General features: G+C 71.1%; 15 protein-coding genes. 5 read left to right on the top strand and 10 right to left on the bottom strand.

Annotation, left to right across the window (positions count from 1 at the left end; all coding sequences use genetic code 11):
• The first annotated feature begins 34 nt into the window (after window positions 1-34).
• The gene (locus ABT299_RS44890; protein WP_500254537.1) at window positions 35-583 is read left to right on the top strand and encodes a hypothetical protein; all 549 of its coding nucleotides are present in this window, start codon (window positions 35-37) and stop codon (window positions 581-583) included.
• Window positions 584-593: 10 nt separating this feature from the next.
• Here the strand turns inward: ABT299_RS44890 and ABT299_RS44885 are convergent, their stop codons facing one another.
• The 6 genes from ABT299_RS44885 to ABT299_RS44860 all read right to left on the bottom strand — a co-directional run bounded on the left by ABT299_RS44885 (window position 594) and on the right by ABT299_RS44860 (window position 6,325).
• Entirely contained in the window at window positions 594-848 is a 255-nt protein-coding gene (locus ABT299_RS44885) for a hypothetical protein (protein ID WP_500254536.1), read from the bottom strand.
• A complete protein-coding gene (locus tag ABT299_RS44880; protein WP_500254535.1) occupies window positions 845-1,132 on the bottom strand; it encodes a DUF6247 family protein in 288 nt (95 codons plus the stop codon). Before ABT299_RS44880 ends, ABT299_RS44885 begins: the two co-directional genes overlap by 4 nt.
• 140 nt (window positions 1,133-1,272) lie before the next feature.
• On the bottom strand, window positions 1,273-2,238 hold the full coding sequence (locus tag ABT299_RS44875) for a hypothetical protein (RefSeq protein WP_500254534.1): 966 nt from the start codon (window positions 2,236-2,238) through the stop codon (window positions 1,273-1,275).
• The gene (locus ABT299_RS44870) at window positions 2,235-4,445 is read right to left on the bottom strand and encodes a type IV secretory system conjugative DNA transfer family protein (protein WP_500254533.1); all 2,211 of its coding nucleotides are present in this window, start codon (window positions 4,443-4,445) and stop codon (window positions 2,235-2,237) included. Before ABT299_RS44870 ends, ABT299_RS44875 begins: the two co-directional genes overlap by 4 nt.
• A gap of 134 nt (window positions 4,446-4,579) precedes the next feature.
• Complete coding sequence (locus ABT299_RS44865) at window positions 4,580-6,028, bottom strand: hypothetical protein (RefSeq protein WP_500254532.1); 1,449 nt, start codon at window positions 6,026-6,028, stop codon at window positions 4,580-4,582.
• 72 nt (window positions 6,029-6,100) lie between these two features.
• Window positions 6,101-6,325, bottom strand: a complete 225-nt coding sequence (locus ABT299_RS44860) for a hypothetical protein (protein WP_500254531.1) — start codon at window positions 6,323-6,325, stop codon at window positions 6,101-6,103.
• A gap of 837 nt (window positions 6,326-7,162) precedes the next feature.
• On the opposite strand from ABT299_RS44860, the gene ABT299_RS44855 reads away from it, so the two are divergent.
• A complete protein-coding gene (locus tag ABT299_RS44855; protein WP_500254530.1) occupies window positions 7,163-7,870 on the top strand; it encodes a ParA family protein in 708 nt (235 codons plus the stop codon).
• Window positions 7,871-7,872: 2 nt separating this feature from the next.
• Entirely contained in the window at window positions 7,873-8,718 is an 846-nt protein-coding gene (locus ABT299_RS44850; protein WP_500254529.1) for a hypothetical protein, read from the top strand.
• Here the strand turns inward: ABT299_RS44850 and ABT299_RS44845 are convergent.
• Window positions 8,715-9,299 carry an HD domain-containing protein gene (locus ABT299_RS44845; RefSeq protein WP_500254528.1) on the bottom strand — a complete coding sequence of 195 codons (585 nt, stop codon included), beginning with the start codon at window positions 9,297-9,299 and terminating at the stop codon, window positions 8,715-8,717. The two genes, ABT299_RS44850 and ABT299_RS44845, sit on opposite strands and share 4 nt — an antisense overlap.
• Before the next feature lie 30 nt (window positions 9,300-9,329).
• Here ABT299_RS44845 and ABT299_RS44840 point away from each other — a divergent pair, with 30 nt between their 5' ends.
• Complete coding sequence (locus ABT299_RS44840) at window positions 9,330-9,815, top strand: hypothetical protein (RefSeq protein WP_500254527.1); 486 nt, start codon at window positions 9,330-9,332, stop codon at window positions 9,813-9,815.
• Here the strand turns inward: ABT299_RS44840 and ABT299_RS44835 are convergent.
• The 3 genes from ABT299_RS44835 to ABT299_RS44825 form a co-directional block, all read right to left on the bottom strand.
• A complete protein-coding gene (locus tag ABT299_RS44835) occupies window positions 9,812-10,045 on the bottom strand; it encodes a hypothetical protein (RefSeq protein WP_500254526.1) in 234 nt (77 codons plus the stop codon). The two genes, ABT299_RS44840 and ABT299_RS44835, sit on opposite strands and share 4 nt — an antisense overlap.
• A gap of 210 nt (window positions 10,046-10,255) precedes the next feature.
• Entirely contained in the window at window positions 10,256-10,885 is a 630-nt protein-coding gene (locus tag ABT299_RS44830) for a hypothetical protein (RefSeq protein ID WP_500254525.1), read from the bottom strand.
• 385 nt (window positions 10,886-11,270) lie between these two features.
• Entirely contained in the window at window positions 11,271-11,537 is a 267-nt protein-coding gene (locus ABT299_RS44825; RefSeq protein WP_500254524.1) for a hypothetical protein, read from the bottom strand.
• 224 nt (window positions 11,538-11,761) lie between these two features.
• Between ABT299_RS44825 and ABT299_RS44820 the strand changes: the two genes are divergently transcribed.
• Window positions 11,762-12,285, top strand: a 524-nt coding sequence (locus ABT299_RS44820) for a Scr1 family TA system antitoxin-like transcriptional regulator (protein ID WP_500254523.1), incomplete at its 3' end; no start/stop codon positions are given.

Raw genomic sequence — 12,285 nt, 5'->3', positions numbered from 1 at the left:
TGACCGCCCCGCCAGTGGGCGTTACCGTGACGCCATGAGCACCGCCGCCGGCCGCGATGACGAGGAGCTGCACCCGCCCCCGATGTGGTGGGAGATCGCGGAACAGTTCAAGGATGTTAAGCCGCCGGACAACACCCCGCTCAGCGAGCAGGAACGCGCCGAACTGCGGGAGCGGCTGAACAAGCCGGGTGGCCGTCATGGATTGACCTACCGCGAACGGGCGGCTCGCTGGGAGATGGGCATCATCCGGCCAGGCCCCGCGGTGGTGGAGCTCTACCAGGAGGTCAAGAGCAGCCTTGACGCGCCGAGCACCAGCCCGACCAGCCGGCTATTCGGCCGGGGCATCCTGGCGGCCATCGAGTTCGCGACCGGAGTGCAGCCGACCGGCCCGGTGACGGGCGACCCTGCTGAGGAGAACCCGCCGTCAGTCAGGCAGTTGTCCCGGGAGGAGAACCGGGCGAGCGATATCGCCGCGGGCCACGTTCGCGCCGAGGTGAGCCGGGACTTCGCCACTGGTGTGGAGCACACCATCATGTGGCTGCTGGCCCGCGACGACACCCGCCCGTGGGGTCGGCTGCACTGAGGCCGGAGGGTCAGCCGGTCCACACCAGGTCGTAGACCCGGATGAGGCCGGCGTCGTCGTCAACGATGAAGGTGATGAACCCGCCCTCGCCGAGCTCGGCCATGCGCTCACGTGGATCTTTCCCGGTGGGGGCACTGATCACCCGGTCGTAGGGGTCTTCGCACACCCGCGCCATCAGGCGGACGAGCAGGTCGAAGGCTTCCGGGGGAAGGCCCGGCATCTGGCGCAGGACCCGCTCTTGGTCCAGCCACGGCCGGTAGCTCACGCGGAACGGAAGAGCTTGACCGCGTCCTCCAGGAGCATCCCCTCGCCGGTGCCGGCGCGGGCGCGTCCACGCGCCTCGTAGTGGCCGGGCCGGTTAGTGGCGATCGCCATGAAGCTCCACAGCCGCAGGGTCCGGCGCAGGTTCTTCCACCCGGCGGGGTCGCGGGCATCGGCGAGGGCCGCCCGGTAGGCATCGAGGAAGTTCCCGCGCTCTTGCTCGGGGAGATCGTTGAGGATCCGCTCCGGGTCGAGCGGGTCGTCTTCCTCGATCGGCTGTGCGGTCACCATTCCATCGTAGGCCGCGCGACCGTCCACCGTCTGGTGAGACTTCCGCCGGTTGAAACCAATTGGTTTCAACCGCCGAGCTGGAGACAGCGAGGGCCGGCCCCCCTGCCTGGGGACCGGCCCTTGTGTCGCGTGAGGCGTCAGCGTTGGTTGCCGTGTTCCTTGCCATCGCGCTTGGCTGCGTCGGCGAGGGCTTCCTCGGTCTCGCGGAGCGCGTAGAGGTACTGGTTGTAGTCGTCGTGGTTGACCCCGTGCCGGTCCATCAGGGCGAGGATGCGCTGTTGGGCATCCTCGACGGCCGCGGCGGGGTAGCCGGCGCCCGGCTGCCGTCGCAGGTTCAGCCGGTGGATCTCGGCCAGGACGTCACGGCGCGTCAGGTGTTCGAGCTCGGGAAGATCATCGCGCGGCGGTAGCGGCACCGCGTGCGGCTTGTCCTGTGCCGGGTGCGGGCACCCTCGCGTGCGGCGCTCGGCGGTCGTCATGACGTCATCGAGCCACCGGTGCCAGTCGGCCGCCGCGTGCGGCCGGGCGTTCTCGTCGTCGTAGGCGGCGCGGTAGGCCGTCCGGAGCCACAGCATGGCGTTGATCAGGTCGGGGTGCTGGAGCCAGCAGCCCCGCAGGCTCTGCTGTGTCCAGGGCCAGCCGACGAACACCACCTCGCGCACCCACGCGACCAGGCCGCCGAGGACGTCGGGCAGGTCGTCCGGGTCGATGTGCGCCAGGTCGACCGGCCGGGCGTCCAGGTCCTCGCCGGTGCCGCCCCCGCTCTCGGTGAGCGCCTTGACGCGGTCGGACAGGATCGCCACCTGCGCGGCGAGCGCGGACAGCTTGTCGATCCGGCCGGACAGCTCGCCGAGCTCGGCGAGGGACTCGCCGAAGTGGTCGCGGAGCTCGGTGAGGTGGGCGCGGGTCTCGCCGACTTCGGTCGACACCACCGACAGCGCCGACAGCACTGCGGCGAAGTCCCCGCCGCCGGACGAGTCCGCACCTGAGCCCGAACCTGAGGTGGCACCGGCGGCGCCCAGGCCGCCGAGGTACTCCTGTTCGGGTGGGCCCGCCGGGGCGGGAACCTCGGTCCCCGCCCCGGTCTGCTGGTCATCGCTCACCGGTCACCGCCCGCGCGACGCTGCCACGGCGTCCACCCGGGCGGAACCGCCGGGGTCTCCCCCGCCGCCGGTTCGGCCGGGATCGGTTCGGCCGGGACCGGTCGAGGAGGCGCCGGTTGGCCGGGCAGCGGCGGCAGCGGCGGCACGCCGCCGGACGGGGAGTCGCCCCGCTTGCCCGCCCCCCACATCGGATGATCCGGCACCGCCAGCGGCGGCTCGGGCAGCGGCGGCGCCGGAGCCGGACCGGTGGGCCCCGTGCCCGAGGGCGGCTGGTTCGGCGGGAACGGGAGCGGCTGCCCCGGGCGGGTCGGCAGCGGCAGCGGCGGCGCCGCCTCCGGCGTCCGCCGGGCGCGGCGCGCGCCCAGCTCGTCGGGGACCACCGGCACCTGTTCGGCCGGTTCCGGGCGGACGGCCAGCTCTGGGCGAGGCTGCGGGATCTCGCGCGGCAGGACCGGGGACAGTCCGTCGACCATCCGCCCGGCCTTGACCCACTTCTTGAAGTACCGGCGCTTACGCAGCTGCACGAGCGTGATCAGCGTCGGCGCCGCCGCGGTGCTGCGCAGCACCAGCGCCTTGCCGGGCGGGATCTTGCGCAGGTCCCCGGCCGGAGTCGCGTCGATCTGCGACCAGCGAGGCCGGCGGACCTGGTTACCCCACCGGTCATAGGTGATCTCGTCGTCGTCGCGGACGTCGATCTTGCCGTTGAGTCGCGCGACCTTCTCCAGGAGCCGGTCCTCGGTCACGCCCGCGCCGATGATCTTGCACTTGGCCGAGCCCCAGAGCGCGTCCGCGCCCTCGCGGCCCCACCGCTCGACGATGCGCGCCCAGGTCTGGAAGTACATGTTGATCCGGATCCCCGAGCCCGCGCACCAGGACGCCCACTCATCGACCGCGATCGGCGCAGTGTTGCCGAGCTCGTCGCCCTCGATGGTCAGCGGCGGGTCCAGTCGCGAGACCTGCTGCCCGCCGCGGTTGTACTTGTTGCCCAGCTCCCACGAGGTCGCCTTGAGCTCGGCCAGGAACGCCGAGAAGATCGGCGCGACCACGTTCCCCGCGCCCGCCGAGGACACCAGGTACACCGTGTCCTTGCTCAGCAGGAACGACTCAAAGTTGAACCCGGGGCCCGCCGGCGGGTGGAGCATCTCCACCACGCCGGGATGGAGCATGAACCGCAGCGTGCGGGTCAGCGTGGTCTCCACGCCGCTGCGGGTGCGCTGGTCCATGTCCTGGTGGAAGTACCGGAGCGTCTCCAGCGACGACAGGTCGCCGCCGGCGTGCTCGTCCAGGATGTAGAGCGGGTGGTCGGCCTCCTGCTTGTCCAGGATCCAGCGGTAGACCTCCCGCATCGAGCCGCCCATGAGCGCGGCCGCGTGCATCAGCGCCGCCAGGGTCATGCAGCCCCAGTCGCTCCAGAAGTTCGCTTCGTTCAGGCCCTTGTTCTCGCTGGCCTCCACCATGTGACCGGCCCGCCGCACCGCAACGGTGATGTCCTGGCAGCCGACCACCGGGTTCCACCGCATCGTGGACGCGTACGAGCCGACCCCTTCGGGGTTGAAGATCGTCACGTTCCCGACCTGGGCGCGCAGGCCCGCCGTGTCGCGGATCAGGTCGCCCCGGATGCTGGTCGCCACCACCGGGCCGGGCGCCTCCACCAGCGAGGCCATCGCCTTCTGCGACTTGCCCTCCTGCGGCGGCGCGATCATGAGCGTGAGGTCCTCGAACGTCGAGTAGACGCCCCACCGGTGGATCCAGCCTTGGGCCCGCCCGTGGAAGCTCGCGTACTCCTCCCACGGCCCGAACCAGCGGTCTTTCCAGGTGAGGGACTTGCGCCCGAACTTGGCGACCTTCCGGGCGGGCCACCGGCCGTAGTCCTTGTACAGGGTCCAGCGGGAGGCGTAGCCGGGGCCCGGCCGACGCCGCAGGTAGGCCCGCGCCCGCGGACCGAGGGACGCCCCGGTCCGCTGGCGCTTGTGGCCCTTGCTGGAGCTGCGGCCGCTGCGCTGAGTCAGCATCCCGGCAGCGGCCGCAGCGACCCCGCCGGCGAGCAGAGCGGGGACCAGCGGCCCCCCACTGGCCAGCCGCCCGAGGTCATGCGCGGGACCGGCCAGCGGCACCAGCGGCGCCCCCGCCGCCGCATAGGCGGTCAGGTGCGCCGGGCGCCGCCAGGGCGCGGCCTTCTTGGAGTCCGTGTGCTCGCCGTTGCGCACCCGCTCACCTCCCGCACCCACACCGCTCGTGGCGGCCTTGACCCGATCCCCCGGCTGATCATCGACCATTGTGCTTGCCGGTCCTGACAAATGGGAGTCGATTCCGTTTCGATCGGTTCCGATGATGTTCGGAATCACGCGAACACCCCCGTCTCCGCGCGCTCGGCGAGCGCGGCATCCACGATTTCGCCCATGTATGTCCGGGCCGTCCCCTCCGAGGCGAGCCCGGCCTCCTCGTACAGCTCGCGGGCGAGCTCGGCCACGAACGCCCGGTCCCCGTAACGCGGGTCGCCCCGCTCCCCCAGCCGCGCGTACAGCTCGGCCAGCCGCGCCTTCCCCGTCGAGGCCCGCATCAGCCGCGCGTACGCGGTGCGCGCCTGCGTGAGCTCCCGGTCCTGCTGCGCCCGCTCCTCCGCCCAGCGGCGCTCGGCCGCGGCGAGCTGCTCAGCCAGCGCCACCCGCTCACGCTCGACCCGAGCGAGCTGCTCGGCCACCCGCGTGCGCTCCTGCTCGACCAGCGCGCGAGCCTCCGCCCGTGCCTGCTCGACCTGCGCGGCCGCCTGCTGCTGAACCTGGTCGGCCTGCTGCTGCGACCACGACCGGGCATCGCCGATCTGCCGCTCAGCCTCCGCCCGCGCAGCGCCGATCTCCTGCTCGGCCTGCTGACGCGCCGCCGCGATCTCCTCGGCCGCCTCGCGCCGGGTCCGGTCGGCCTCCTCCCGCGCGGCCGCCTTGATCTCCTCGGCCGCCGCGAGTGCCGCCTCACGGGCCCGCGCCGCCGCCTCCTCGGCGCTGCCCGCCTGCTCGATCGCGCGATCGGCCCGCAGGCTCGCCGCCGTCCGGCCGGGCGCCAGCGGCGCCTCATCCCGGATCCACTCGAACAGGCCGCCCCACGTCGACCGCCAGGCGATGGCCAGCCGCGCCAGCCACAGGCCGAGCCGCCCGGCCAGCCGGGGCAGCCGCAGGACGCCGGAGAGCACCGGGCTCTCCTCCAGGTCCAGGCCCCGCCGCGCCGCCGCCCAGCGCCGCACCTCCACCACGAAGGACTCCAGCATCCAGGCCAGAGTGATGGGGGCGATCGCCGCCACGAGGATGCCCTCCGGCGTGCGCTCGGCGTACATGAGCTGCGCGCCCAGCGACAGGCCGAAGAACAGCACGACCCCGACGCGGGCCCGCGCCGACGAACGACCGCGCAGCGCCGCGACCAGCGCGACCACCGCCATGGCCACCCACCCGGCATCCGGAAGCGCCGCCGTGATCTGCGCTCGCGTCCCATCGTGGCCGTTGTGCGCGAACGAGAAGAGGCGCTGAGCCTCGTACGCGACGTACGCCGCTCCCCCGAGCGCCGCGGCGATGACCGCACCAGCGACCCACAGCAGGCCCCCGGCCAGCACGTCACGGCCGCCGGCCTCTCCTTCACCGCGCGGCTTCATGGAGTAGCCCATGTGCCGGATCTCGCGGACCCCCGGCTCAGCAGCCCAGGGGGCGCCGGGCACGACCTCGCCGCCGTTGACCGTAGCGGGGATGGGTGAAGCGTCCGCGTTGGCCCGCTTCGTCAGCCCCAATATCCTTGGGAAACGCATCAGAGACCTCTCTGTTGTGTGGGCCCCGGTCGGTTGGTCTTTGGTCGGATGAACCGGCCGGGGTCGTCTTGGTCAGAAGTCGCGCTTGGACAGGTACTCCTCCAGCGCCCGACGTAGCAGCGTTTGCGCGTCGATCTCCTCTGACGCCGCGCACATCCGCGCTCGCCGCCGCAGAGACTGCGGAATGCGGCCGCCGAACTGCACGATCTTCTCGGCCTGTCCCTCCGCAACGGTCGCGGTCATCTCGTCACTGCGCTCCTCCCCCTCCTCTGAGTCAGGGCGCTCGTCTGCTGTCACTCCCACTCCCCTCGCATGCGATGGCTGCAAGGAGCGTACGAGCTGACAGTCACGCAGTCACGCCCCGCTACGAGATCAACAATAGAGCCCAGATGGATTGTTGACAAGTTAGCTGGGTTGGGTCCACGATGAATCCCGTCAGGCCGAGCGATCGGCTCGGCTCACCCTTCGACCCGGGGCGCAACATCCGCCAAGACACGACGCCCCGGGCCGCCTCGAAAGGCAGGACCAGTATGTCCGATCAACGCAGCAGCAGCGGCGGCACCGTCACCACCAGCACCAAGGGCATGTGGGGCAAGAAGCTCCCCCACGGCGGCGAGGACCGTACGGGGAAGGGCAAGTGAGCGCCGGCGGCGCCTGCTGCCCCACGTGCGGCAGCGCGCAGAACGTGAGCTACCTCCGCCGCGAGGGCGGCACCGGCCGCAGCACGGATGTCTGGCGCTGCGGCACGCACGGCCAGTTCACGACGCCCGCCCGGTAGCGAAGCGAGAGGAGTCCCCCGTGGGTGCCACCGACAAGCAGCTCGAAAAGATCATCAATCAGCGCAAGGGCAAGGACTGCATCTGCGGCGACTGCACCGACGCGGCCGTCCGCGAGCTCGCCAAGAAGAACTGAGCGAGGTGTGGACATGACCTGCAAGGAGTGCGGCGGATCTCTGCCCGAGGACTGGTCGGGCGAGTTCTGCTCGGGCCAGTGCGCGCAGGCGTACGCCGCCACGAACTGATCACTCTCAAGCCCAGTGCGGCCGTCCCGGTTCCGGGGCGGCCGCACTGCTTTGTTGCGATCATCCCGGCGGGGCGTGGCCCCCGCCCCGCCGGTCTGGCACCCTGAGTCGCTATGGACGTCGACATCACGACGATTGCCGCCTGGAAGGGTGGCGTAGGCAAGACCACGCTCGCGTTCGAGCTCGCGTTCCAACTGGACGCCGTGCTCATTGATCTCGACTGGGACCGCGGAGGCGCCACCCGGTCATGGGGCTACCGGCACGAGCTCCGGCAGAGGTCTCCCCTCCTGGATGCCCTGGAGTCGGGCCGGACGCCGACGCCGCTGCGAGGCGGACCCCGCAAGCCGGACATCGTGCCGAGCCACCCGGACTTCGCGGTCAACCAGCCCGAGGCCGAGGAGCTCGCCGACCACCTCAGCAAGTGGGCCGCCGAATGGGGCCGGCGGGTTGTCTGCGACACCCACCCCGGCGGCGGCGACGCGACGTATGGAGCAATGGCCGCGTCCCGGTGCGTAGCCGTCCCGGCCGTCCTCGCCAACAAGGAGTTGAACGCGCTGGAAGGGATGCTCCAAGAGGTTCCGGACTATCCGCTCCTGCTCGTGCCGAACATGGTCCGGGCGCCCAAGCCGCGGGACCGCAAGCGGTTCGGCGACCTCGCGACGGCGGCTCAGGTGCCGGTCGCGACGCCCATCCCCTGGTGCAGTTGGATCCCGGACCGTCAGCTCAGGATCGCGATCACGTCCGACCCCGTCCCCAAACGCGCAGCGGACTACACGGCCAAGGTCCGGGCAGTCGCCGACACCGTACGGCAGTATTCATAGCCATGTCGGGACTAGACGATCTCGAAGCCGATGCCGAGAAGCGGCGCCGCACTCGCAAGCCACCGCCGCCGCGCAACCCCCCACCGGATCGGCTCCCAAACGCTACGGATTCAGACGCCGCCGCGAGTCTTGGGCAGCCCCTGCCCGAGCCTGTCGAGACTCCGGACGCGGCCGGGCCACTTGACCCCGAGGAGCGCTCGCTCTTCAAGCTCTGCGAGAAGAAGGTCACGACGCTACGTGACGCCTTCCTCGACGCGGGCAAGGCCCTGGAGAACATCCGCGACCGCAGGCTCTACCGGGAGACGCACAAGAGCTTCGAGGCGTACTGCCGGGAGCGCTGGACGATGTCCCGCGTGCAGGCCGATCGCCTCATCCGGGCTGGGCGCATCGCCGCGAAATTGAAACCAATTGGTTTCAATCCCGTGGAGAGCCAGATGCGAGCTGTCGGCCCCGTGGACAAGCGACACGGCGTAGACGCCGCGATCACCGTCTACCGCACTGTTGCCGAGGCGGACGGAGTCACCGTGACCGCCGACGTGCTCAAGAGGGTCGTCTCCGTGCTCCCTGCCGACACGTGGGACGAGAGCGAGGCTCGGACGCGCATCCGGGCCTACCTCGCCGGCGAACTCGAACCGGCCGCCGCTCGGCAGTCAGCCCCGACGTTCGCCAGCGAGGCCAACCGCGTACGCGCCAGTCTCCGCAGCCTGCTCGACGGTGGCCAGATCCGCCAGGCAACGCGGGATGACCCGAAGGAAGTGCGGGAACTAGTCGCCGAGCTCCGCCGGTTCCTCGCCGCGATCGAGCCCGAGCTCGACCACGACGAGGAGCACGACGAGGACGAGCCTTAGAGCGCCGAGGAGTAGCGGGCCGCCGCGAGCTCGGCTCGGATCACCATCACGCGCAGCGCATCAGCGAGCGGCCGGGGGATCACCCCGGCCGCTCTGCTGTAGTAGTTGCGGATGTAGGGGACAGCGGCGAGGAACTTGCTTCGGTCCTGCCAGTAGGCCACCTGATCCTCTGCTGTCTCCCCGCGGTTGAGAATCGAGGCCATCGAGACGGCCTTATCTGCCGTACTGACCAGCAGAGTACGCAGATCGGCAATCGGCGGTTCTGCCTCGCCACCGTCGAGCGCCTGGTGTTCAACGGCGAGGGCCTGGACGATGCGGGCGACCTCTGCCGAGAGCTCGGCCGTCAAGACGTCGTACACGTCGGTGACGCCCGCCGCCGGGGCGAACTCCGGAGCATCGTGGATGATCGCGGCAGCGATGAGCTCAGGGTTGGCGTAGGGCACGTGGCGACCGACGCACACCGCGACTTTCACGCCGTGCGCCATCGCGGGCGCACCGTCGATCTGATGTCCCTCGCACCATTGCCGAGCGAGCCGGCGGGCGGTCGACACGATCGGGTGGGTGCTGAATCTCAGGGTCATGAGGGGGAGAGCCTTCCTATCCTGTGGGGTGTGGAGCCTTTGCCGGAGTGGGCGGACAGCACATGCGTCGTGTGTCCGGGCCAGTGGTTGGGGCCGGGCGCGTTCGACGTCGTGGACCGGCCCGACCCGAGCCGCGCCTACGACCCGGAGGCCGGGTGCCGAGTGGACCGGCACTCCGGTGTTCCCGTGTGCGTGCATCCGTTCCGGGTCGGGTTGCCGGCGGGCGCGTACGCGTCCGCCCGGGAGCCTCTCCCCGGGGCCGTGGAGCCCGGCCGAGCTCGGCCGGGCAGAGGCGAGGCGGTGTTCCGGCCGGGGCCGGAGCAGCTCGTGTTGCCGGAGGCCGCCGAGGACCTCGAAGGCTGGCTGATCGCCATGCTGCGGACGGCGCGGCCGGAGGAGTTGCGTTCCGCGCTCGACCAGGCGGAGACGCTCGCGGCCGGGCGGTTCTCAGGTGAGCAGGTGGTGACCGCGCTCCGCCGAGTGCTGGCCACCGAACTCAGCGCCGACACGCGCTAGCTTTCGTCGCACTCGCGTGCGGGGCGCGCGGTCACGTCCATCACGGAAGCGATCACGTTGACCACCAGATCGATCATGTCGAAGAACCCCGCCGGGACGCCTTGCTCCGATCCGGTCACCCAGCGGAACACCTTGTACCGGTGATCTGTGACGAGCTCCCATGGGCCTCGCTCCGAGGACGTGACGCGGAGGAGCCGCTCGCCGTCCACGGTGATGATGACGGCCGCCATCTGGGGGAGGCGTCGCCGGAGCGCAGCGTGTAGGGCGTCGAGAGGCTCCCAGTTGCGGCGGGGGAGTGGCGGCGGGGTCTGGTCTGGCTGATCAGCAGTCGGCATGTCTACGGGCTCCAGAGGTATCGGTGATGCAGATGGCCTCCGCCCCGCGGGGTGCGGGCGGAGGCCATCACAGGCAGGGCGCCACCAGGGCGCCGGGCGGGGGTGTCAGCCGGCGTGCAGCTCGGCGGGGGCCCGGTCGTCGGCGGCCGAGTCGGTGTCGCCGAAGTCCCACGCGTGGCGGCGGCCGCCGTTGTGGATGCCGATCGAGGAGTACCGGGCCTCCAGCAGCGCCAGGCGCCGCCGGGTCTCGTCCCGGCCGATCCAGTACCGGGGCGCCAGGTCGCCCCACCCGGCCGCGCGGTAGCACTGCTCGGTGTAGTCGCCGTGGTCCCAGCCGAACCGCTCGCGGTCGGTCATGTGGACCAGGTCGACGCCGGTGCGCTCGTGGATCCGGGTGCACAGCGTGGCCTGCGCGATGATCGCGTGGACCATTTCGTCCACCGGAGCGGACACCATGAGCTCGGCGAGGGTCTCGTTCCCGGAGGTGAGCTCGTACACGGCGGCCTTGAGCGCCAGGACTCGAATCGCCTCGGTGAACAGCGGGGCGGCGTCGCGGTCGAGGTCCCAGTGCGCGATGAGCGGGTAACCGGTGTGGGTCGCCCAGCAGTCCGCGTACAACTGCGTCGAGGAGGCCAGCCGGTCGTACTCCCGATCGGCCTCCAGCGTCGCGAGGATCACCGCCGCGCGGTCCCCGACCGCTTGCGGCTCGGGCAGGGTGTTGTGTTGATCGTCCATCAGGACTCCCTTCGGATTGGAGGTTGGACGAGCGACGACGACGGCCAGGCCGCCGACGAGTGGTTACCGTGGCGGCGCGGGGACGGGGGCAACACCGCGCCGCCACGGCGGTCAATGGGGGAGGGGGCGCCGACCCAGGACGGCGCCCGGTGCTCCTGCTCGGCCTGCCGCATCGCCTCGATGAGGCGGGCCGGGTCGGCTGAGCTGAGGGCGAGTGCCGGTGCGTGCATCCAGGCTGCGAACGCCCAGAGCTGCCGACTCGCGGGGCCGTACATCAGGCACCAGCCGGGGGAGCACATCGCGAGCTGCTCCGCGGTCGCGCGACCTCGCGCGAGCGCGTCCGCATCGGCCGCGCGGCGCCGCAGTGTCTCCGGCGTGCGGACCCTCACAGCAGCTCGCCGCCGTCCGGCGCGAGCGACTCCTCGCACCGCCGTGCGTGGAGCCGCTCGGCCTGGACCGCGAGCTCGTCCCGCAGGCCGGCCAGGTCAGAAGCGTCGACCGTCTCCCAGACACCGCCGCCGCGGAGTTCCTTCGGCAGGTGGGCCCGGCGGGTCGCGTACCAGTGCCCTTCGTCGCTCGGCCAGATCGACCAGTCCGGATACGCCGCGGCGAGCGCGGCGCGCTCATCCGCAAGGGCTGTCTTGCCGGTCATTGAGTGATCACCTGCCGTAAGGAGGCGCGGCCGTACTGGACGGTCACCGGGTTGTGACTGGGGTCACGTGCCATCATGAGCCCGCAAGCTCAAATTCTCAAGCTCAGAGTTTGAGAATGTCTTACCGATGGTCGTATGTCTGGTTTTGAGACGTTGAGGGGGAGGGAGCCCGTACGATGCTGGACGCCTCACTACCTGCGCCGATACCTCTCCCGGAGCTGACCGTGACCGAGACCCGCTACAGCCCTTCCGTGCGCCGCCGGCGCCTGTCGCGCGAGCTGCGCAAGCTCCGCGAGGCCGCCGACATGACCGCCGACCAGGTGTCGGAGCGGCTGGAGTGGTCGCAAGGGAAGCTCAGCGGGATGGAAACCAACAAGTGGCGGCGTCCCAACCCGCGCGACATCCGCGACTTGTGCGAGCTGTACGGCGCGGACGAGGCCGCGACCGAGGCACTCATGGCCATGGCCCGCGAGTCCCGCAAACGCGGTTGGTGGGAAGAAGACTTCGGCGACGTCCTCGGATCGGCCTACGTCGGTTTCGAGCAGGAAGCCAGGACGCTGCACACCTACCAGCCGCTCGTGATTCCCGGGCTGCTCCAGACGCCGGCCTACGTCCGTGCGCTCGCTCGCGCTGACCTCGCGCGGGACACCGACGAGATCGAACGCCGGGTCGAGATGCGCATGACGCGACAGCGGATCTTGGAGCACGCCGACCCGCTCATGATGTGGGCGATCGTGGACGAGGCCGC

Source organism: Spirillospora sp. NPDC000708 (genome assembly GCF_040299565.1).
In the GTDB taxonomy this organism is placed as follows: Bacteria; Actinomycetota; Actinomycetes; order Streptosporangiales; family Streptosporangiaceae; genus Spirillospora.
The sequence above is the reverse complement of the archived record's forward strand: the minus strand, read 5'-3'. Positions and strand labels throughout refer to the sequence as shown.